The organism is Rhodococcus sp. FG69 (genome assembly GCF_057808915.1).
The window spans coordinates 19,798-40,044 of sequence record NZ_JBMDIX010000009.1 but is presented as its reverse complement, the minus strand read 5'-3'; the positions used below and the strand labels follow the sequence as shown (position 1 = coordinate 40,044).

Genomic DNA, 20,247 nt, shown 5'->3' with positions numbered 1-20,247 from the left:
ATCAGTAACGCTCGCTGCGGTGTCGAAGTGCCACTGAGCGCATCGCATCCTGGTCGACGAACTTTATCCGCGGACGAGACGACGTCGTGCCAGCAGCGATCTCGGCTGCGTCGATTGCCAGCCAATCCGTGAAATCGAGCGCATCGGGCGCTTTCTGGGACAGCATCGCGTCCAACTCCTCTCGTCCCCTCGGCGTGTGACGAATGCTGCCGGACGCGATGTCTTCCAACAGACGGTGCACCGTCTCTCGGGCGCACTTCCTGTTCGTGCCGATCACTCCGGTCGGTCCGCGCTTGATCCACCCGGCGACGTACACGCCTGGAACCACGCGGCCGGACTCGTCGATCACACGGCCATCGGCGTTGGGTACGACACCACGCGTGGCATCGAACGGAACACCCGTAATCGCGCGTCCGCGATAGCCGACGGAACGAAGCACGAGAGACGTATCGACAGTTTCCGCATCCCCGGTCGCTTCGGCGCTGAACGATCCATCTTCGCCGGCACGGAGGACATTGTGTACGAGCCGTATACCACTGACAGAAGTCGTTCCTTCTATCGAGACCGGAGAAGTGCAGAACCGGAGGACTATCTTCTTCGCCGATTCCCGGTCGGGTTCCGCCGACGCGTTGTAGCGGTCCGTGAGCCGCTGCACCAGCGCAAGCTTGACCGAGAGATCCGCGTTCGACGAATTCACCTCCGATTCCATTGCGGCGGCCGTGTCGCCGTCGAGGGGGTGCGCCACGAGGTCGACGGCAGTGGAATTCGACAACGCGATCAGTTCGGGATTGGTGAACTTCGCCTGCGCGGGCCCGCGCCTGCCGAGAACCAAGACCTCACGAATATTGCTGTGGCGCAGAGCGTCGAGCGCATGGTCCGCGATGTCGGTGTGTGCCAACTCTTCTGGATCAGCGGTGAGAATCCGTGCAAGATCGAGTGCGACATTGCCGTTGCCGATCACCACTGCGCGCCGCGACGAGAAATCGAAAGTCCTGTCGGCGAAGTCCGGGTGGCCGTTGTACCAGGCAACGAACTCGGTGGCCGCGTGACTTCCCGGTAGCTCCTCACCCGGAATGTCGAGGGTTCGCTCACCGGAGGCGCCCGTTGCGTAGACGACAGCGTCGTGGTGAGCCATCAAATCCTCGTGCGTGACGTCGGTGCCGATCTCGACCCCGAGGTGCACGTGCACGGACTTCGTCCGCGCGACCGCTCGGAACAGCTCGGTCACGGCTTTCGTTTCGGGATGGTCCGGCGCGACGCCTGCCCGGACGAGGCCGTACGGCGTCAACAGTCGGTCGTAGATGTCGATCTCGATGCCTCGCACGGTGGTGAGTTCGATCGCGGCGTAGAACGCCGCAGGGCCGGAGCCCACAACAGCGATTCGACGACCGGTGAAGTCGGTGTTCTTCCATGTCGGTGTCGGGTTCGTGTATTCGGTACTGCGGATGGGGTGTGCGCGGAAGTAGTCTGCGTTGATCTCGAGGTACACGTCTTGGTCTGCGTCGATCTCGTGATCGGCACGGATGGCATCGACCGGGCACTCGTCCACACATGCCCCGCAGTCGATGCATGTGTCGGGGTCGATATGGAGCATTTCGGCCCGCATGAACTCCGGTTCGTCCGGAGTCGGGTGGATGCAGTCGACGGGACAGACGTCGGCGCACGACGCGTCGTTGCAGCAGGGCTGGAGAATCACGAACGTCATAACCTGTTCTACCGCGCGCCGACTTCTCGTGAACCGGGAACGACAGACCAAAAGCAAACGCTGACGAAAATACTCGCAGGCGACACTGCAACGGTCGAGTCACGGCGGGCTCACGATTTGCTTGCAATAGCCGAACTTCTCGACCGACAGGAGTCGGTCTGCTTCACTTGGTACGCAAGTGTCTGCTGTTACCTGTGTGAGCCCTGTGCTCGTTCGGTGGCACGTTGCTCCGAAGCCGATCTGGAAGGGGAGTGGCCGCTCGGCCGATTCGCGTCGAGTGAGTCCGAATCCATAGATGAACAAATCCGTAGTTCTCGGCGCTGTGTCCGCGGGCATCCTTGCTCTGTCCGTCACGACTGCCTCCGTGGCGTCCGCCGCGCCCGCCGCGGAGGAGTCTTCGGGGAGTGAGTTGTCGGGAAAGACCGTGTTTCTCGATCCTGGACACCAAGGAACGGGTCATTCTCAGGATCTCGGCAAACAGGTCGACGATGGCAGGGGCGGCACCAAGGACTGCCAGACGACGGGTATGACCACGATCGGCGGTGTCCCGGAACACACGATCACCTGGAACGTGTCGCAGTTGGTGAAGTCCAGTCTCGAAAGCCTCGGTGCCACCGTCGTCACCTCTCGCGCCGACGACTCAGGATGGGGCGGATGCGTCGACGACCGGGCGCGGGCCGCAAGCGAGTCCGGTGCCGACGTCGCGGTCAGCATCCACGCGGACTCGACCGCAACGGGAGCCGACGAAAACAAGCATGGTTTTCACCTCATCGTTCCGACACTTCCCATTCCCGACGCCGCGGCGAACGCGGCGCAGTCGGAGGGCGGCAGGGCAGCGTCGAACCTGATGCGCAACTCCTACGAACGCGGCGGATTCACCCCGGCGAACTATGCAGGTGTGGTCGACGGGCTGCAGGAACGCTCCGACGTCGCCGGACCTGCACTCACCAGCGTGCCGCTGGTGTTCGTCGAGATGGGCAACGGCTCCAATCCGGAGGACGCCGCGGTACTGGAAAGCTCTGAGGGGCAGCTCGAGCACGCTATTGCCATCGCTACCGGAGTAATCGACTATCTCCTCGGATCGGACACGAGTGTCGATAGAACCGACGCGGTTCCGGCTACACCGGCAGCGGGGGCGTCGGAGTCCACGCCGACCGGTGGAACCTCTCTGTCGCAGCTGCTGTCCGGCATTTCGCCGTACATCGAGTCCGCCGGAGTCGAGGGGCTGTCGAATCTGGTGACCGAGGACAACGTCGATGCGGTGTCGAACTTTGCGCAAGGTCTGTTGAAGCAGCTCCTGGCACCGTAGTTTCGGGTCCCTAGTACCCTCGCTGCGTGGCACGAGGGCGAGAAGTATCGAAGATCCCTGTCGTACTGGTCTCTGGGTTTCTCGGATCGGGCAAGACCACGTTGCTCAATCATCTGCTCAGAAACAATCGCGGAATCCGAATCGGAGTTGTGGTCAACGATTTCGGATCCATCAACATCGACTCGATGATGGTAGCCGGGCAGGTCGATTCGATGGTGTCGCTCGGCAACGGATGTCTGTGCTGTGCAGTCGATGTCAGCGACATGGACTCGATGTTCGACGTGCTTGCAGGCAGTTCTTCCCCGCTCGATGTCATCGTCGTGGAAGCCAGTGGACTCGCCGAACCGCGGAATCTGATTCGTATGGTCCTGGGAAGCGACAATCCCAGGATCACCTACGGTGGCTTGGTCGGTCTGGTCGACGCCGTCGAATTCGATTCCATTCGGTCGACGCATCCGGAGATCGACAGTCACCTTCGGCTCGCTGATCTGCTGGTACTCAACAAATCGGATCGGCTCGATCCGGACGACCTCGGCGCCGTCGAGTCGAGGGTGCGCGGAGTCGTGGACGAGGTTCCGATCCTGATCACGTCACACGGCCGTGTCGATGCAGAGCTTCTGTTCGAGGTACCGGAACGTGCTGACGATCCGACCCAAGCCAGACAGATGTCGTTGGACGAGCTGTTGTACGAGGACGACGACCACGCACGACACCTGCACTCCCGCTACACGACGTCCAGCTTCGAGTCCGTGGAGCCGCTGGATCCTCGGAGGCTCGTGGACATGCTCGAGAATCCGGCGGGAGATGTCTATCGCATCAAAGGATTCGTGTACTTCGGGATCGACGGGTACGAGGCAAAATTCGTGTTGAACACCGTTGGGCGTCACATCCGATTGGAGCCGGACACCTGGGACGACGGCGAGGAACGGGTGACGCGAATCGTGGCGATCGGTACCGACCTCGACGAAGAGCTGATAGAGATTCGGCTACTCGACTGCGTCAGGCGTCCGGGGGATCCCACCGACGAGTCGGCGATGCTGCCTGTACATCGTTATTCGAGTTGAGGCGAACCCCACAGGCGCTATAGACCTACCCACTCGGACATCCCCGTCGCGAAGTTCTGGCGCTTCCAGATCGGAACCTCGGACTTGATGCGTTCGACGAGAGTTGCGCACGTCGCGAACGCCTCGGCGCGGTGCGGCGACGCGACCGCCGCTACGAGTGCGATATCGCCGACGGTCAACTTGCCGACTCGGTGAATCGCTGCGACCGGGAGCCCCGACTCGGCTGCGACTTCGGCGCAACACTTGTGCAAGAAGCGTTCGGCATCGGGGTGAGCTTGGTATTCCAGCGTCGAAACCGATTGTCCACCATCGTGATTACGGACGACTCCGCTGAACAGCACGACGGCTCCGTGTTCGGGCCCTGCAACAGCGTTCTCCACGACCGAGGTGTCGAGCGCCACGCTGGAAATCTGGGCGAGCACGTCCGTCATCGTTCACTCATTTCTCGTCAGCGGTTTCGTGTAGTCCATCGCCCGCGACCTGGGCAATGAGATGGTCGATTATAGGAGCTAGAACCGACAGGCCGTCCTTCACCCCGCCGGGTGAACCGGGGAGATTGACGATGACGGTACGTCCGGCGACTCCGGTCAATCCTCGGCTCAGTGTTGCGTGCGGTGTGACCTTGGTGCCTTCGAGTCGGATCGCGTCGGCGATTCCCGGTAGTTCGCGATCGAGGACTGCCCTCGTGGCTTCGGGGGTTGCATCGGTGGGGGACACCCCGGTTCCTCCGGTGCTGATGACGAGGGCGGGGCCGCCGGTGAGTGCGTCTTCGAGGCCCGCGGAGATCTCGGCGTCGGCGTACACAAGGGGACCGCGCACGGAGAAGCCTTTGTTCTCCAACCATGCTGCGATGGCAGGACCGGTCGTGTCCTCACGAGTTCCGCGCGCACCGCCAGTCGACGCTACGAGAACGACAGCTGATCGGTCGTCGGTTCGGACACCGACCTGTTCCACTACTGCCTCGCGAGACCACCGCCCGCGCTTGCCGCCCTCCTTGCGGAGGAGGCGAACGCCGTTCATCGTGGCGGCGGGGTCGACGGCTTTTACCATGTCGTGCAGCGTGAGACCGGCGATGGCGACGGCGGTGAGCGCCTCCATCTCGACGCCGGTGGGTCCGGTCGTCTTCGCGGTTGCTTCCACGGTGATCGTGGTGTCGGTGAATCCGAAGACGACATCGACCTTCGACAATGCCAGTTGGTGGCAGAGCGGAATGAGTTCGGAGGTCTTCTTCGCGCCCGTGATTCCGGCGATCCTTGCTGTCGCCAGCACGTCTGCTTTCGGCATTCCGTCAGCGCGGACCAGCGCGACCACCTCCGCCGTCGTCGCGAGTTCTCCTGCTGCAACTGCGATCCGCTCGGTGTCGGACTTGTGCGAGACGTCGACCATACGGGCGCGTCCCTCGGCGTCGACGTGTGAGAAGCCAGGCTGTGCGCGGTGCATCTCGTTCACAGCGGGATCACCTGAACCTCGGTGCCGGCGTCGAGAGCGGTTGTGTCCTCGGGAATATCGATGAGGACATCCGCCCACGCCATAGCCGCCACCAGATGGGACCCCGGACCTGCGACCGAGGAGACGCCGTCGTCGCCGATTTTCCCTCGTAGGAGTTGTCTCTTGCCTGCGATCGAGGTGATCGAGTGCGCGAGTGGCACCGAGCGGGATTCGATTGCTTCGAGGCCCGCCGCCTCGCGAACGGCGTTGCGTGCGAACACGATGAACGACACCACCGTGCTGACCGGGTTGCCGGGAAAATCGAGCACGGGAACACCGTCGATCGTTGCCGTGCCCTGGGGGCCACCCGGCTGCATGCGAACGGAACCGAAGTGTCCTCCCATCGGCGCCAGCACATCCTTGACGACCTCGAAGTCACCCATGGAGACGCCGCCCGAGGTGATGACGAGTTCGGCCGTGGCAACCGCGTCGGACAGAATGCGTCGGAATGCGTCCACGTCGTCGGAGCTGCGGTGAACTCCGACCACCTCGGCCCCGTTGGCGCGAAGGTGAGCAGCGAGGGTCACGCCGTTCGAGTCGTAGATCTGACCGGGGAGCAGCGGTGATCCGGCGTCGACCAGCTCGGCGCCGGTCGTGATGACCGCGACTTTCGGTCGACTCGAGACCTGCACGTGCGAAAGTCCCACTGCCGCAAGGACAGCGATGTGGCGAGGCTCGATGGTGTCGCCTGCCTGGACCATCACCGTTCCGGTGGTGATGTCGCTGCCTTGCTCACGAACGTATTCGCCCGCTGTGCGCGCAACGGTCACGGTGACGATTTCGCCGTCGTAGGTCGTGTTCTCGATCGGCACCACGGCATCGGCGTTCTCGGGCATCGGTGCACCGGTCATGATCTTCACGGCCGTACCCGGCTCGAGACGAATCCGGTTCGAGGGCCCAGCGGCGACGGTCGCGATCACCCGCAGAGCCGCGGGCACATGCGCGACATCCGACGCGAGCACCGCGTATCCGTCCATCTGGGAGTTTCGGAACAACGGCAGGTCGACTGGAGCGCACACATCGCACGCGGCAACTCGACCGAGAGCGTCTCCGACGGCGACGGAGTACGCCGGACGGATCCGCAGCGGTGCCAACAGGCTTGCGACGAGTTCGGTGTGTTCTTCCACCGACACTGCACGACGGTGTTCTCGACCGGGGTCTGCGACTCGATTCGGCCCCGCCGATGGATTGGTCATGTCACGATCTTATGCGCGCTGCAACGACGAAATGTTCGGCGGATCGCACGAAGTTTCCCAGGGGCGGCATACTGGAACGTAGTTCGTTGTTGTGGGAAAGACCGATGACTCGAAGGAGAGTTCGTGACAGCCAGCAGTGTCGTAGGACTCGGCATCCCTTCGATAAGCCGTACGCCCGGGGTGTCCGTCGATGACCGTCCGGACGTTCCGGTACTGATCGACCGTTTCGGCCGAGTAGCCCGTGACCTGCGGGTTTCGATCACGGAGAAGTGCTCGCTGCGGTGTACGTATTGCATGCCCGAAGAAGGCTTGCCCGCAATCCCGACTCAGGATCTACTGACGGCGAGCGAGATTGCCCGTGTCGTCGGCGTGGCCGTTCATCGACTCGGCGTCGAGGAGGTGCGCTTCACCGGCGGTGAGCCACTGATGCGCGCTGATCTGACGGAGATCGTGCGACTGAGCTCGCAGGCGGCGCCGGGCGTACCGCTGTCGATGACCACCAACGCAGTCGGGCTGGAGCATCGAGCGGACACCCTGGCAGCAGCAGGCCTCAATCGGGTCAACGTCTCGCTCGACACGATCGACCGCGTGCACTTTGCAGAACTGACCAGGCGCGATCGGCTGCCCTCGGTGCTCGCAGGCGTGCGCGCCGCCTTACGGGCAGGACTGACTCCGGTCAAGATCAACGCGGTGCTGATGCCGGAAACACTGCACGGTGCAGCCGACCTTCTCCAGTGGTGCTTGGACGAAGGTGTCGCGCTGCGGTTCATCGAGCAAATGCCTCTCGACGCCGATCAAGAATGGGCTCGGGCGAACATGCTCGACGCCGAACACCTGCTCGACGTGCTGTCGACTCGGTTCGATCTGCGTGAGATCGGTCGATCCGATCCGTCTGCTCCCGCCGAGGAGTGGGCTGTCGACGGAACCTCCAGCACCGTGGGCATCATTGCGTCGGTCACGCGTTCGTTCTGCTCGGATTGCGACCGCACGAGGTTGACGGCCGAGGGCACTGTTCGGTCCTGCCTGTTCAGCGACGAGGAAACGGATCTCCGTGCAGCGCTGCGCGGAGGAGCCACCGACGACGAGTTGGGCAAGCTCTGGCAAGGCGCAATGTGGAACAAATGGGCAGGACACGGAATCGATGTGGTGGGCTTCGTCCCGCCTGCGAGAAGCATGGGAGCTATCGGTGGTTGAGGTTCGATACTTCGCCGGGGCCAAGGACGCGTCCGGTTGTGCGAGTGAGACGTTCGAACTTCCCGAGGGCAGCGACCTGACCACACTCAGGGCCGCCGTTCTCGACAGGCACGGCACGGCACTGGAAAATGTGCTGCGCGTGTCCGCCTTTCTCGTCGGGGACGAGCTCACCAGAGACTTGTCCACGACGGTCGGCGACAGGGTCGATGTGCTGCCGCCGTTCGCCGGGGGATAGTCGTCAGTTCTCGGTGGTCCACCAGTCCTCGAAGGGTGTGACCGGTACTGCGCGCTTGTGCCGGGTGCTCAGATACATCCGTTCCAGCTTCTCGGCGACTTCGTCGGTCACTTCCTTGTTTTCGAGATAGTCGTCGATTTCGGTGTAGGTCACTCCCAGGGCCTCCTCGTCTGGCAGCGCTGGGCGGTGGTCTTCCAGATCGGCTGTCGGAACTTTTCTCCACGTGCTCTCGGGTGCACCCAATTCGCGCAGCAACGCGGCACCCTGTCTCTTGGTGAGACCGGTGAGCGGGGTGATGTCGACACCGCCGTCGCCGAACTTGGTGAAAAACCCGGTGATTGCTTCGGCAGCATGATCGGTTCCGACGACCACGTATCCGAGCTCGCCCGCCAGCGCGTATTGCGCGACCATGCGTTGCCGAGCTTTGATGTTGCCGCGCACGAAGTCTCGAAGCTCCGGGGAGCCCAGCGCCTCGGCAGTTGCCGCCGCGGACGCGTCGGCGGCGGCCTTGATGTTGACGGTCACCGTCCGATCGGGCGCGATGAACTCGAGCGACACTGTCGCATCCGCCTCGTCTGCCTGAACGCCGTAGGGGAGTCTGACGGCCAGGAACTGCGCTTCGGTGCCGTCGGCCCGCAGTTCGGCGGCGGCGCGTTGGCACAGCGCGCCGGTCAGTGTGCTGTCCTGCCCTCCACTGATACCGAGAACGAACCCCGTGGCGGGGGTGGAACGAAGATAGGCCTTCAGGAAATCGACGCGGCGGGTAATTTCCGTGGCGGGGTCGATGGACGACTGTACGGCCAGTTCGCGCTGGATGCGCGTCCGTAGTTCCGAACGTAGGAGTGACATTCCGCCATCCTATGTGTCGCGCGTACTGTGAGTTCTGATGTCTGCAGACACCTTCACCAAGGCCGATCCGAGTGCACACCCGGACTTCTTCACCGCCGAAGCTGCTGGCTTGGTGTGGCTCCGGGACGGCGGGGGAACCGTCGTCGACGTTCGGGGATTCGGTCCCACCCACATCGATCTCGCCCGGCTCGTACCATCGTCGCCTACGCGGGACGCTGCGCGCCGTTTCGGTGCTGAACTCGCTGCGATGCACGACGCCGGTGCACGTCGGTTCGGTTGTCCTCCTGATGGTTTCGCCGGCCAGATGTTCATCGGATCCAGACCGATGTCCAGTATCGAACACGCTTCGTGGGGGTCGTTCTATGTCGCCGAACGTGTGTTGCCATATCTACGGGTAGCCGTCGTGAACGGCAACATCTCCGAATCCGGTGCAGTGGAAGTCGAACGCGTCTGTGCCGCGATCGCCGACGGGATGTTCGACGACGAGGAACCGCCGAGTCGGATTCACGGTGATCTGTGGACTGGAAACGTGGTGTGGACCGCGTCGGGAGCCGTGATGATCGACCCCGCCGCGCACGGTGGACATCGCGAAACCGATCTTGCGATGCTGGCTCTGTTCGGTTGCCCCATGCTCTCGGACATCCTCGTCGGCTATCGGGCCGTGCACGAACTGTCCGACGGTTGGGAGCATCGCATCCCGCTCCATCAGCTGCATCCCCTCGCCGTGCACGCCGCGGGACACGGCCCGTCCTACGGCGTCGAGCTTGTTCGCGCTGCTCGTGCTGTGTCCGGTCTGTCGACTACCGAGTAGCCCGTCTTACCGAGTAGCCCTGCGTACCAGGTCTTCCCATCCGTCGGCGAGACGTCCCATCGTCATGCCGAGATCGCGGAACTGGTGCAGTACCAAGGTGGCTTCCAGAGGCGTCAGCAGACCGTAGGCGAGAAGTTCGAGGTCGCCTTCGACCCCGGCGGTCCTGAGGAGGGTGAGGACGTGTGTGTAGTTGACCATGTGTGCCGGAGCGGAGTACCGGAGTTCCGGTGAGTTCTCGGCAGCACGCATGACCTCGCCCTGTACTTCGACGAGATCGAGGCGGGCGCGGCCGAAGGCGACGAGCCTGTCGATGGGGTCCGCACCTGGACCGAGAGGTGGCGGGCCGAAGAGAAAGGCCTGTTGCAGTTCCTTTTCCGTGTGATCGAGAAGGGCCTGCATCAGTCCGGAGCGGCTACCGAACCGTCGGAAGACGGTGCCTTTGCCAACGCCGGCCTTGGCTGCGAGGCCGTCCATCGTCACAGCGTCCGCGCCTATGGTGGCCACCAGGTCCGACGCCGCATCCAGCAGGAGGCGACGGTTGCGTGCGGCGTCGCAACGCTCGGTCTCCTCCCCGGCGATAGGGAGCATGAAGTCGGTCACATCGGACAGTCTACCTGCTTGGGAATGCAAGTGGACCGCAGTCCGTTTAGATGGTAGGAATTGATCGAACACCGGCTCTCACTCGAACTCGAAGGATTATCGTCATGACGCACGCACAGGTACTGGTTCTTGTCGGAAGTCTCCGCGCCGACTCGGTCAACAGGCAGATCGCCGAGACCGCGGTGTCTCTCGCCCCGGAAGGCTCGACGGCCGACGTCTACAGCGGTCTTGCCGAGGTCCCGTTCTACAACGAGGATATCGACGTCCCGGGCAAAGTCCCCGCTGCTGCGCTCGAACTGCGTGCCGCAGCCGAGAAGGCGACCGCATTTCTCCTTGTCACCCCCGAGTACAACGGAACCATCCCGGCCGTTCTGAAGAACGCCATCGACTGGCTGTCGCGCCCCTACGGTGCTGGCGCGGTGAGCAGCAAGCCTGTCGCAGTGATCAGTGCATCGCCGAGCGGCAATGGGGCGAAGTGGGCCCACGACGACGCGCGCAAGGCTGTGGGCATTGCGGGCGGCACTGTGCTCGAGGACGTCACGCTCACCATCGGCAGCACCATCGACAAGTTCGGTTCGGCGCACCCGCGCGAAAATGCCGAGGTGTGTGCGGCAATCGCTTCGGTCGTCGCGGAGCTTGTCAAGGCATCCGACGAGCTCGTCACCGTCTGACCTTCGCGGTGGCTGTTGGGCCGTGTTAGAAACGAGAATCGTTTTCATGTAGCCTCGACGCATGAAAGTTCGAAACTCGCTCAAGTCGTTGAAGAACAAGCCGGGCGCGCAGGTCGTGCGTCGTCACGGCAAGGTGTTCGTGATCAACAAGAAGGAACCGCGTTTCAAAGCGCGCCAGCGCTGACGTCAGGAGTGGAGTGGACCCCCGGAATCGATGTGATCCCGGGGGTTCATTTCTGTTTCGGTGCCGGTGCGGAGCGCCTTGTTGCGCGTCACCGAACACGCGGCGTCTGGCTGTGGCGCACGACATAGAGGCCTCTCGGGGTGCGACACGCCGACGCGAGGCGAAACATCCTCGGTCGACGGCACTGTGACCAGCGAATACCAAGGATGTTGTTCGCAACATCTCGTGTTGTAGGTATATGTCGGACACAAGGTGTAGTGTCTGAGCAGTCGAGAGGCCACGACGCGACAAGCCCCGAAAACGGGCTCGAACACGCGAAATCGCCTCGACACTGCCCCCGATCCGGGTTCGTTCTCGGCTCTGGTGCACCAGTTGATATCACGCAGCGCACATCGGGATCTCGGTGGACACCGTGATCGTCCGACAGGGAGAAGGGAACCCTCATGAGTATCACCGTCTACACCAAGCCCGCCTGCGTTCAGTGCAATGCCACCTACCGCGCTCTCGACAAAGAGGGCATCGAATACGACGTCATCGACATCTCGCAGGATGCGGAGGCCCGTGACTACGTCATGGCGCTCGGCTACCTGCAGGCACCCGTCGTTGTCGCCGGCGAGGATCACTGGTCGGGCTTCCGCCCGGATCGCATCAAGGCACTCACGGCCAACGTTGCTTGAACAGATCGCGCCGCTGGAACAGTAGACGGAGATGAGCAAGTGTGACTTCCGCTCTCGCTCCGCAGCCGACGCACCCGCTGGTCTACTTCTCGAGTGCGTCCGAGAACACGCATAGGTTCGTCGTCAAGCTCGGTCTGAAGGCGAGCCGCATTCCACTGCGCAATCCAGAGAACTTCATGGTCGATCGGCCGTATGTGCTGATCGTTCCCACGTATGGCGGGGGAACCACTTTCGCTGGGCGTGACACCAATTACGTCCCCAAGCAGGTGATCAAGTTCCTCAATCAGAAGCACAACCGGTCCCTGATCAGAGCAGTCATCGCCGCAGGCAATACCAACTTCGGTGACTCGTTCTGCTCAGCGGGCGATGTTATTTCACAGAAGTGCGCGGTTCCGTATCTCTACAGATTCGAACTCATGGGAACCCCGGAAGACGTCGACCGAGTCCGCGAAGGACTCGAGGACTTCTGGGAACGGGAATCCCGGCGAGCAGCGCACACACACTAGATCTTCAAGCGCGAAACAAGGAACTGGAGCGATCGCCGTGGCACCCACCATCACCGAGGTAGCACCTGTCAATGCCGTTCGAGCGGATGGTGACCTGGACTACCACGCGTTGAACGCGATGCTGAATCTGTACGGCCCCAACGGCGAGATTCAGTTCGAGAAGGACCGCGAGGCGGCAAACCAGTACTTCCTCCAGCATGTCAACCAGAACACCGTGTTCTTCCACGATCTGGACGAGAAGCTCGACTACCTCGTCGAGGAGAATTACTACGAGCCAGAGGTGCTGGACCAGTACTCACGTGAATTCGTGAAGTTCCTGATCAACCACGCCTATTCCAAGAAATTCCGCTTCCCGACGTTTCTCGGCGCGTTCAAGTACTACACCTCGTACACGCTCAAGACGTTCGACGGTAAGCGATACCTCGAGCGGTTCGAGGATCGTGTCTGCATGGTTGCATTGACGCTCGCAGCCGGGGACGAAGCGCTCGCTACCGATCTGGTCGACGAGATCATCGCCGGCCGATTCCAGCCGGCCACTCCGACGTTCCTCAACTCCGGCAAGAAGCAGCGCGGCGAGCCCGTGTCCTGCTTCCTGCTGCGCATCGAGGACAACATGGAGTCCATCGGTCGTTCCATCAACTCTGCCCTGCAGCTGTCCAAGCGCGGAGGCGGTGTTGCGCTGTTGCTCAGCAACATTCGCGAAGCAGGCGCGCCGATCAAGCGGATCGAGAATCAGTCCTCCGGTGTCATTCCGATCATGAAGTTGCTCGAGGATTCCTTCTCGTACGCCAACCAGCTCGGTGCTCGTCAGGGTGCAGGCGCGGTCTATCTTCATGCTCATCACCCCGACGTCTACAAGTTCCTCGACACCAAGCGTGAGAACGCCGACGAGAAGATCCGTATCAAGACGCTTTCCCTCGGAATCGTCATTCCGGACATCACGTTCGAACTGGCCAAGAAGAACGAGGAGATGTACCTGTTCTCGCCGTACGACGTCGAACGCATCTACGGCGTGCCGTTCGCTGACATCAACGTCTCGGAGAAGTACTACGAGATGGTCGACGACAAGCGGATCCGCAAGACGAAGATCAAGGCACGTGAGTTCTTCCAGACCCTGGCCGAATTGCAGTTCGAGTCCGGCTACCCGTACATCATGTTCGAGGATACGGTGAACCGGGCAAACCCGGTGAAGGGCAAGATCACTCACTCGAACCTGTGCTCGGAGATTCTCCAGGTGTCTACGCCGTCGGAGTTCAACGACGACCTCTCCTACAGCCATGTCGGCAAGGACATCTCCTGCAACCTGGGGTCGCTCAACATCGCCAAGACGATGGACTCGCCCGACTTCGGCAAAACCATCGCTGTCGCTATTCGCGGCCTGACTGCAGTTTCGGATCAGACGCACATCTACTCGGTACCGTCGATCGAGCAGGGCAACAACGACTCTCACGCCATCGGTCTCGGTCAGATGAACCTGCATGGATACCTCGCTCGCGAGCGCATCCACTACGGCAGCGTCGAGGGAATCGACTTCACCAACATCTACTTCTACACCGTGCTGTTCCATGCGCTGCAGGCGTCGAACGTGATCGCAAAGGACCGGGGAAGCTACTTCAAGGGTTTCCCGGAGTCCAAGTACGCGTCGGGTGAGTTCTTCGACAAGTACACCGACCAGGTGTGGGAACCGTCCACTGCGCGCGTTGCCGCGTTGTTCCAGGACGCCGATGTGCACATCCCGACGCAGGCCGACTGGGTCGCGCTGAAGGAGTCGGTGCAGAAGTACGGTATCTACAACCAGAATCTGCAGGCCGTTCCGCCGACCGGTTCGATTTCGTACATCAACAACTCGACGTCGTCGATCCACCCTGTCGCGTCGAAGATCGAGATCCGCAAGGAAGGCAAGATCGGTCGCGTCTACTACCCCGCGCCGTACCTCGACAACGACAATCTGGACTACTACCAGGATGCCTACGAGATCGGGTACGAAAAGATCATCGATACCTACGCCGCTGCGACGCAACACGTCGACCAGGGGCTGTCGTTGACGCTGTTCTTCAAGGACACAGCCTCGACGCGCGATATCAACAAAGCGCAGATCTATGCGTGGCGCAAGGGCATCAAGACGCTCTACTACATCCGGTTGCGTCAGATGGCGCTCGAAGGCACCGAGGTCGAGGGCTGCGTTTCCTGCATGCTGTGATGCTGGCGATTGTCAGGACGGAAGTCCGTGGTCGGTCCATAATCAGTCATGAACTCGCCCACGGACATCGACGTTGCTTCTGCACGGGAGGGGATTGCCCCTTCCGAACATCCTGCTCGTGGTCGGCAATCACGTAAGAGAGTGTCGCGTCGACAGTTGGCGGAGTGGAACCCCGATGCCAGGGGGCACGACGCGCTCGCGACAATTCTCGGGCAGAACGAACTTCGCGTTTCCGAACTACTTCCGATACGGCACGCACGCATGGCCGCATCGCCATGGACGTACTTTCGCGGCGCTGCAGCCGTGATGGCAGCGGATCTGGCCTCTGCGCCGAATACCGGTATCGAGGTGCAGCTGTGCGGTGATGCGCATGTGCTCAACTTCGGGTTGTGGGCCACACCTGAGCGAAATCTGTATTTCGATCTCCGCGATTTCGACGAGACGCTTCCTGGCCCGTTCGAATGGGACGTCAAGCGCTTGGCGACCTCCCTTGTCGTTCTGGGGCGGGAGAACGGTGTCGACGAGGGGCGTGCCGACCGTGCAGTCGCAGCGATGATGGCGTCGTATCGCAATCGGATGTGGAAGTACGCTTCGATGCCCGAAATCGACATCTGGTACGACAGGATCGACGTCGCCGGGCTCCTTGGGCACTTCTCGTCTGGTATTGCGCGTCACGCCGAGAAACTCATCGAGACCAAAGCCGAGCGGCGAACGAGTCGCGGAGCGTCGCGGAAATTCACCGAGACGCGAGACGGTCGCCGCAGAATTCGCGAAGATCCACCGTTCCGTACCCACGTGGGTGACGCGCAACTCGAACTGATCCAGGCTGTGATCGCCGGATACAGCGGCTCGGTGAACGACAGCATTTGGAGTCTCTTGTCGAGGTTCCGTGTTCTCGACGTAGTTCGGCAGGTAGTCGGTGTCGGCAGTGTCGGAATGCGTGTCTATTTGGCCTTTCTCGAAGAAACACGAACCGGTGACCCGTTCTTCCTTCAGATCAAGCAGGCGGGGCCCTCGGTGTTCGAACAGTTTCTTCGCCCGAGCAGATACGACAACCACGGTGCGCGGGTAGTCAACGGGCAACGAATGCTGCAGAGCGCCACCGACATGTTCGTGGGATGGACTTCGGTCGGCGAGATGAATTTCTACGTGCGGCAGTTTCGCGATATGAAAGTCATTCCCGACGGGGAGATCATCGGACCCCATCTCACCGAGTTCGCCACAGCGTGCGGGGAAGTTCTCGCGCGGGCGCACGCACGCAGCGGTGACGCGGCTGCTATCGCCGACTACATCGGCCGAGGTGACAAAGTCGACCGTTCGATGGTCGACTTCGCACACGCCTATGCCGATCAGAACGAGCGTGACCACGCGCAACTGGTTGCGGCCATCCAGACCGGTTCGGTACCGAGTTCGGTGGGTTGGTGAGCTCGAGCACGACACACTCTGTTGTGCTGGCCGGAACTGTCGGACACTACGGGTAGTGTTCGTGTCAGCGACTTTTCGCGTTCCCCAACTTGTAGGTAGGCACCATGGTCAAGCTCATCGATCGCGTCTCGGCAATCAACTGGAACCGGGTCCAGGACGACAAGGATGCCGAGGTCTGGGAGCGGCTCACCAGCAATTTCTGGCTGCCGGAGAAGGTGCCCGTCTCCAACGACATTCCGTCCTGGGGCACGCTCAACGCCGTCGAGAAGCAGTTGACGATGCGCGTGTTCACGGGATTGACGTTGCTCGACACCATCCAGGGCACCGTCGGCGCCGTCAGCTTGATCCCCGATGCGATCACTCCGCACGAAGAAGCGGTCTACACCAACATCGCGTTCATGGAGTCCGTTCACGCGAAGAGCTACAGCTCGATTTTCTCCACGCTCAGCTCGACGCGTGATATCGACGACGCGTTCCGTTGGTCCGAGGAGAACGTCAACCTGCAGCGCAAGGCCGAAATCGTCCTGAAGTTCTACCACGGAGACGATCCGCTCAAGCGCAAGGTTGCGTCGACCTTGCTCGAATCGTTCCTGTTCTACTCCGGCTTCTACTTGCCGATGTACTGGTCCTCGCGAGCCAAGCTGACCAACACGGCCGACCTCATTCGTCTGATCATTCGCGACGAAGCCGTGCACGGGTACTACATCGGGTACAAGTACCAGAAGGGCCTCGAGAAGGTCAGCGAAGCGGAGCGCGAGGAACTCAAGAACTACACCTTCGAGTTGCTGTTCGAGTTGTACGACAACGAGGTCGAGTACACGCAGGATCTCTACGACGAGATCGGTTTGACCGAGGACGTCAAGAAGTTCCTCCGCTACAACGCAAACAAGGCGCTCAACAATCTCGGCTACGAGGGCCTGTTCCCGAAGGACGAGACCGATGTGAACCCGGCAATCCTGTCGGCACTCTCGCCCAATGCCGATGAAAACCACGACTTCTTCTCGGGATCGGGTTCGTCGTACGTCATCGGCAAGGCCGTCAACACCGAGGATGACGACTGGGACTTCTGAAATCACCCGAATCTCCACGGGCAGGGACGCCTGCCGAGCTCCTACGAGTTCGGTGGACGTCCCTGTTTGCGCATGTTGTCGGCGTTCTTCGGCATTCGTCCGTGCTCGGCCAACGCGCGGCGAAGCAGGAATTCGATCTGCGCATTGGTGCTGCGAAGATCGTCGGCTGCCCAGCGGGCAAGGGCGTCGTGCACCGCTGGGTCCAGCCGAAGCAGCAGTTTCTTACGTTCGGCAGCCATGGGTCACTGGTACAGCGATCCGGCATTCACGACGGGCTGTGTGTCGCGGTCGCTACACAGCACGACGAGTAGGTTCGAGACCATCGTGGCCTTGCGTTCTTCGTCGAGGTCGACGACGTTCTTCTCTTCCAGCTTCGCCAGAGCCATGTCCACCATGCCGACTGCGCCCTCGACTATCTGCCGACGAGCGGCAATGACCGCGCCCGCCTGCTGACGACGCAGCATGGCCTGGGCGATCTCGGGTGCGTATGCGAGACGGTTGATCCTGGTCTCGATCACCTCGACACCTGCGGCGCGAACTCGGGCGTGCACTTCCTCCGACATTGCCCCGGTGATCTCGTCAGCGTTCTCGCGCAACGACATTCGATCCTCGGCATCGTAGGGGTAGCTGCCGGCGATGTGTCGGACGGCCGATTCGGTCTGCACCGCGACGAACTCCTCGTAGTCGTCGACCTGAAATGAGGCCAATGCCGTGTCGGCGACCTGCCACACCACGATCGCCGAAATCTCGATGGGATTGCCGTCGGCGTCGTTGACCTTGGACTGGGCGGTCTCGTGATTGCGGATCCGGGTCGAGATCGCCTTGCGGTACGTCAGCGGATTCGTCCACCGCAACCCAGGCGTGCGGAGAGTGCCGCTGTACGAACTCCCGAGAAGTTGAAGCACGCGAGCCTGATTGGGCTGCACGAGCGTCAGGCCGGCCAAGACCGGAAGTGATGCGACGAACAGCACGACGCCGACGACCACTGCCACGACGATGGTGAAAACCAGGCCGACCACGAATGCGGCGATACCTCCGAGGAACAGCACGAGGCCTGCGCCGAGCATCGACCATCCGGGCAGATCCCACCCGGGCCGTTCGGCGATAGTGATGGTCGGGGTACCCGTCGGCTTCTCGGCGACGGTTGCGGGTACGGGTACGGACATGAGAACCTCCCTTTCGATGTTGATACTAAAGTGATATCACATTTTCTGCGCGCCTGGGTGACCGAATGAGTCGATCGCTGGCCCACGAGGTGACCGAAACAGACATTCGCACACTCTGAGTGACTGAAACAGACATTCGGTCCCGCCAAGTGACCGAAACAGACATTCGGTCACCGAAACGGGGGAGTGCAGCCGAATCGAACTACCGATCAGCGGCGGAACCACGCCTCGGGTACGCCACCGAGCGCGTGCTCGATACGCAGACGTGAGGTGTCGGCGAGGTTGTCGGGCAGGGCGTCGACGGCAAACCACTCGACAGCCAGATTTTCGTCGTCCGACACAGCGGCAGTGCCCGACACGTGCCGTGCGAGGAACGTGATGTCCAGGTACTGAGCGACGTCGCCGTTCGGGTAGGTGATCTTCTCGGTGACGTCGACGCTGGTCAGTCTCACCAGTTCGGCTTCGATGCCGGTTTCCTCGTCGATCTCGCGCAACGCCGCGGGGCCGGGTTCTTCGCCGGGTTCGAGGATCCCGGACACGACGGCCCACATGCCGTTGTCCCGGCGTCGGGTCAGGAGTATCCGGCCGTCGTCACCGAGGATCACTGCGCTGACCCCGGAGAGCCAGAGGGGGGACGTGCCGACCTTGCTGCGAAGTGCCAGAACGAATTCGGGGATCGGCATGTCAGGAAACGTACGCGTTGAGCGAGTTCGTCACATCCGCAAGGATTGCCCTCGCTGCGATGACCCCGCTACCGGACCACACGGTGTCGTTCACGACGAAGATGCGACCGTCCTTCGCCGCGCCGAGGCCCTCCCAGGCGTCGCTCGTCATGACACTCTTGCCGAAGCTTTCGCCGTCGTCTCCGTCGAATCGGACGTAGACGATGTCGCCTTCGGCACCTGCGACGTCGTCGGCGGGAACTGTTGTAGCAGCGTCGCGTTGCGACGGTGGACGCTGTACTCCGATCTCGTCGAGTACTTCGCTGGCAAAGGACGACCGGCCGTCGGTGACGATCGAGTCCGGAAGGAATCGAACGACGGACGCCTGAGTCTGGTTCGCGTTGACATCTCGGCCGACCTGCTCGGCGTCGGCGCTGAAGCGAGCCAACTCATCGAACGCGGTGCCACCGCGGCCGAGGGCGGCGGCTGATTGCAGGAATGCACCTTTCCAGCCGTCCTCGGTGGAGGTGAACACGGTAGGGGCGATATCCGTCAGGGAGCCGTACAGCTCGGAGCCCAAGGAGTCCGAGCCGATGATGAGATCCGGTTCGAGGCCGACAATTGCATCGATGTCGGGCGCACCGACCGTCCCGACTGTGGGGATCTCCGCGATTCCTGTGCCCAGGTACAGTTCCTGGTCGCCGTCGCCTCGGAAGGAAGGGTTCAGTGTCGAGGCGCCTACGACCCGCTCCCATACGCCGAGGGCGCATGTCGCATCGAGCGCCGACGGATCCAATACGACGACTCGCATCGGATCGGCTGGTACCTCGGTGATGCCTTCACTGTGGCCGACGGGCCGGACCGAGCCTTCGACGCCGGTCGGATCCACCGGTGCCATGTCCGGGCACAATCCGACGGTTTCCCGGTCGTTGCCCACCACACCGGCGCCTGCGATGTTGGTCGTGCTCCGGACGATCGTCGACGCGTTGTCGGTGGAAGACGAGCCTCCCGAGCAACCGGCAACCAGGACGAGCGTTCCGACGGCCAACGCGACGGCTGCGGTGCGCACAGAAGACTGTTCGGTCAACAGTGGAGTTCCTAACGGGAGTGGGATGCCGTCACACCTTATCCACTGCGAGGTACATGCGTGGAATTGCCTGGAGCGGACCGTGACGCAGGTTAGCGATGCCTTATCGATCTGTGCTCGGAATGTGCCTCATGCTGGTGCGACATCC

The 20,247-nt window shown here is 61.9% G+C and carries 22 protein-coding genes; 12 read left to right on the top strand and 10 right to left on the bottom strand.

The genetic code is table 11. The annotated features are described in order from the left end of the window. Position 1 precedes the first annotated feature (1 nt). Positions 2-1,705: an FAD-dependent oxidoreductase gene (locus ACODSO_RS09190; protein WP_489036591.1), complete on the bottom strand. Its 1,704-nt coding sequence runs from the start codon at positions 1,703-1,705 to the stop codon at positions 2-4. Positions 1,706-2,000: 295 nt separating this feature from the next. Here ACODSO_RS09190 and ACODSO_RS09185 point away from each other — a divergent pair, with 295 nt between their 5' ends. Next, positions 2,001-3,014, top strand: coding sequence for an N-acetylmuramoyl-L-alanine amidase (locus ACODSO_RS09185; RefSeq protein WP_489036590.1), 1,014 nt, complete (start codon positions 2,001-2,003; stop codon positions 3,012-3,014). Between the two features lie 26 nt (positions 3,015-3,040). After that, on the top strand, positions 3,041-4,078 hold the full coding sequence (locus ACODSO_RS09180) for a CobW family GTP-binding protein (protein WP_489036589.1): 1,038 nt from the start codon (positions 3,041-3,043) through the stop codon (positions 4,076-4,078). A 17-nt stretch (positions 4,079-4,095) separates the two neighbouring features. Here ACODSO_RS09180 and ACODSO_RS09175 read toward each other — a convergent pair whose 3' ends face one another. From ACODSO_RS09175 to ACODSO_RS09165, 3 genes are read right to left on the bottom strand one after another with little or no spacing between them, the layout of a single operon-like run. After that, entirely contained in the window at positions 4,096-4,509 is a 414-nt protein-coding gene (locus ACODSO_RS09175; RefSeq protein WP_489036587.1) for a molybdenum cofactor biosynthesis protein MoaE, read from the bottom strand. A 7-nt stretch (positions 4,510-4,516) separates the two neighbouring features. Next, on the bottom strand, positions 4,517-5,518 hold the full coding sequence (gene moaCB, locus ACODSO_RS09170) for a bifunctional molybdenum cofactor biosynthesis protein MoaC/MoaB (protein ID WP_489036713.1): 1,002 nt from the start codon (positions 5,516-5,518) through the stop codon (positions 4,517-4,519). Positions 5,519-5,523: 5 nt separating this feature from the next. Beyond that, positions 5,524-6,762, bottom strand: coding sequence for a molybdopterin molybdotransferase MoeA (locus tag ACODSO_RS09165; protein ID WP_489036585.1), 1,239 nt, complete (start codon positions 6,760-6,762; stop codon positions 5,524-5,526). Between the two features lie 123 nt (positions 6,763-6,885). Between ACODSO_RS09165 and moaA the strand changes: the two genes are divergently transcribed. Both moaA and ACODSO_RS09155 read left to right on the top strand, forming a co-directional pair. Further along, complete coding sequence (moaA, locus tag ACODSO_RS09160) at positions 6,886-7,956, top strand: GTP 3',8-cyclase MoaA (RefSeq protein WP_489036583.1); 1,071 nt, start codon at positions 6,886-6,888, stop codon at positions 7,954-7,956. Beyond that, positions 7,904-8,191: a MoaD/ThiS family protein gene (locus ACODSO_RS09155; RefSeq protein WP_489036581.1), complete on the top strand. Its 288-nt coding sequence runs from the start codon at positions 7,904-7,906 to the stop codon at positions 8,189-8,191. Before moaA ends, ACODSO_RS09155 begins: the two co-directional genes overlap by 53 nt. 3 nt (positions 8,192-8,194) lie before the next feature. On the opposite strand, the gene nadE is transcribed toward ACODSO_RS09155, so the two are convergent. Then, entirely contained in the window at positions 8,195-9,040 is an 846-nt protein-coding gene (gene nadE / locus ACODSO_RS09150) for an NAD(+) synthase (protein ID WP_489036580.1), read from the bottom strand. A 37-nt stretch (positions 9,041-9,077) separates the two neighbouring features. On the opposite strand from nadE, the gene ACODSO_RS09145 reads away from it, so the two are divergent. Continuing rightward, the gene (locus ACODSO_RS09145; protein ID WP_489036578.1) at positions 9,078-9,851 is read left to right on the top strand and encodes a fructosamine kinase family protein; all 774 of its coding nucleotides are present in this window, start codon (positions 9,078-9,080) and stop codon (positions 9,849-9,851) included. 6 nt (positions 9,852-9,857) lie between these two features. Here the strand turns inward: ACODSO_RS09145 and ACODSO_RS09140 are convergent, their stop codons facing one another. Continuing rightward, complete coding sequence (locus ACODSO_RS09140; RefSeq protein ID WP_489036577.1) at positions 9,858-10,451, bottom strand: TetR/AcrR family transcriptional regulator; 594 nt, start codon at positions 10,449-10,451, stop codon at positions 9,858-9,860. 104 nt (positions 10,452-10,555) lie between these two features. On the opposite strand from ACODSO_RS09140, the gene ACODSO_RS09135 reads away from it, so the two are divergent. The 7 genes from ACODSO_RS09135 to nrdF all read left to right on the top strand — a co-directional run bounded on the left by ACODSO_RS09135 (position 10,556) and on the right by nrdF (position 17,184). Further along, a complete protein-coding gene (locus ACODSO_RS09135; RefSeq protein ID WP_489036575.1) occupies positions 10,556-11,122 on the top strand; it encodes an NAD(P)H-dependent oxidoreductase in 567 nt (188 codons plus the stop codon). Between the two features lie 61 nt (positions 11,123-11,183). Continuing rightward, positions 11,184-11,306, top strand: a complete 123-nt coding sequence (gene ykgO, locus ACODSO_RS09130; protein WP_019668008.1) for a type B 50S ribosomal protein L36 — start codon at positions 11,184-11,186, stop codon at positions 11,304-11,306. 443 nt (positions 11,307-11,749) lie between these two features. Next, positions 11,750-11,983 (top strand): glutaredoxin-like protein NrdH, encoded by a 234-nt coding sequence (gene nrdH / locus ACODSO_RS09125; protein WP_489036572.1) that lies wholly within the window; start codon positions 11,750-11,752, stop codon positions 11,981-11,983. Between the two features lie 41 nt (positions 11,984-12,024). Next, positions 12,025-12,489, top strand: coding sequence for a class Ib ribonucleoside-diphosphate reductase assembly flavoprotein NrdI (gene nrdI, locus ACODSO_RS09120; protein WP_197480566.1), 465 nt, complete (start codon positions 12,025-12,027; stop codon positions 12,487-12,489). A gap of 37 nt (positions 12,490-12,526) precedes the next feature. Next, complete coding sequence (nrdE, locus tag ACODSO_RS09115; RefSeq protein ID WP_068368934.1) at positions 12,527-14,689, top strand: class 1b ribonucleoside-diphosphate reductase subunit alpha; 2,163 nt, start codon at positions 12,527-12,529, stop codon at positions 14,687-14,689. 48 nt (positions 14,690-14,737) lie between these two features. Then, complete coding sequence (locus ACODSO_RS09110) at positions 14,738-16,114, top strand: DUF2252 domain-containing protein (protein ID WP_489036571.1); 1,377 nt, start codon at positions 14,738-14,740, stop codon at positions 16,112-16,114. 104 nt (positions 16,115-16,218) lie between these two features. Further along, positions 16,219-17,184, top strand: a complete 966-nt coding sequence (gene nrdF / locus ACODSO_RS09105; RefSeq protein ID WP_068368940.1) for a class 1b ribonucleoside-diphosphate reductase subunit beta — start codon at positions 16,219-16,221, stop codon at positions 17,182-17,184. A gap of 41 nt (positions 17,185-17,225) precedes the next feature. Here nrdF and ACODSO_RS09100 read toward each other — a convergent pair whose 3' ends face one another. The 4 genes from ACODSO_RS09100 to ACODSO_RS09085 form a co-directional block, all read right to left on the bottom strand. Beyond that, positions 17,226-17,423 carry a type II toxin-antitoxin system antitoxin gene (locus ACODSO_RS09100; protein ID WP_489036570.1) on the bottom strand — a complete coding sequence of 66 codons (198 nt, stop codon included), beginning with the start codon at positions 17,421-17,423 and terminating at the stop codon, positions 17,226-17,228. 3 nt (positions 17,424-17,426) lie between these two features. Beyond that, positions 17,427-18,350 (bottom strand): SPFH domain-containing protein, encoded by a 924-nt coding sequence (locus ACODSO_RS09095; RefSeq protein ID WP_489036568.1) that lies wholly within the window; start codon positions 18,348-18,350, stop codon positions 17,427-17,429. Positions 18,351-18,559: 209 nt separating this feature from the next. After that, positions 18,560-19,033 carry an NUDIX hydrolase gene (locus tag ACODSO_RS09090; RefSeq protein ID WP_068375332.1) on the bottom strand — a complete coding sequence of 158 codons (474 nt, stop codon included), beginning with the start codon at positions 19,031-19,033 and terminating at the stop codon, positions 18,560-18,562. Position 19,034: 1 nt separating this feature from the next. Further along, positions 19,035-20,099: an iron-siderophore ABC transporter substrate-binding protein gene (locus tag ACODSO_RS09085; protein WP_489036566.1), complete on the bottom strand. Its 1,065-nt coding sequence runs from the start codon at positions 20,097-20,099 to the stop codon at positions 19,035-19,037. Positions 20,100-20,247 lie beyond the last annotated feature (148 nt).

Coding starts and splice junctions, on each gene's coding strand:
- ACODSO_RS09190 (WP_489036591.1), bottom strand. CDS start 1,705: ATGACGTTCGTGATTCTCCAGCCCTGCTGCAACGACGCGTCGTGCGCC.
- ACODSO_RS09185 (WP_489036590.1), top strand. CDS start 2,001: ATGAACAAATCCGTAGTTCTCGGCGCTGTGTCCGCGGGCATCCTTGCT.
- ACODSO_RS09175 (WP_489036587.1), bottom strand. CDS start 4,509: ATGACGGACGTGCTCGCCCAGATTTCCAGCGTGGCGCTCGACACCTCG.
- moaCB (WP_489036713.1), bottom strand. CDS start 5,518: ATGCACCGCGCACAGCCTGGCTTCTCACACGTCGACGCCGAGGGACGC.
- ACODSO_RS09165 (WP_489036585.1), bottom strand. CDS start 6,762: ATGACCAATCCATCGGCGGGGCCGAATCGAGTCGCAGACCCCGGTCGA.
- ACODSO_RS09155 (WP_489036581.1), top strand. CDS start 7,904: ATGTGGTGGGCTTCGTCCCGCCTGCGAGAAGCATGGGAGCTATCGGTG.
- nadE (WP_489036580.1), bottom strand. CDS start 9,040: ATGTCACTCCTACGTTCGGAACTACGGACGCGCATCCAGCGCGAACTG.
- ACODSO_RS09145 (WP_489036578.1), top strand. CDS start 9,078: ATGTCTGCAGACACCTTCACCAAGGCCGATCCGAGTGCACACCCGGAC.
- ACODSO_RS09135 (WP_489036575.1), top strand. CDS start 10,556: ATGACGCACGCACAGGTACTGGTTCTTGTCGGAAGTCTCCGCGCCGAC.
- ykgO (WP_019668008.1), top strand. CDS start 11,184: ATGAAAGTTCGAAACTCGCTCAAGTCGTTGAAGAACAAGCCGGGCGCG.
- nrdH (WP_489036572.1), top strand. CDS start 11,750: ATGAGTATCACCGTCTACACCAAGCCCGCCTGCGTTCAGTGCAATGCC.
- ACODSO_RS09110 (WP_489036571.1), top strand. CDS start 14,738: ATGAACTCGCCCACGGACATCGACGTTGCTTCTGCACGGGAGGGGATT.
- nrdF (WP_068368940.1), top strand. CDS start 16,219: ATGGTCAAGCTCATCGATCGCGTCTCGGCAATCAACTGGAACCGGGTC.
- ACODSO_RS09100 (WP_489036570.1), bottom strand. CDS start 17,423: ATGGCTGCCGAACGTAAGAAACTGCTGCTTCGGCTGGACCCAGCGGTG.
- ACODSO_RS09095 (WP_489036568.1), bottom strand. CDS start 18,350: ATGTCCGTACCCGTACCCGCAACCGTCGCCGAGAAGCCGACGGGTACC.
- ACODSO_RS09090 (WP_068375332.1), bottom strand. CDS start 19,033: ATGCCGATCCCCGAATTCGTTCTGGCACTTCGCAGCAAGGTCGGCACG.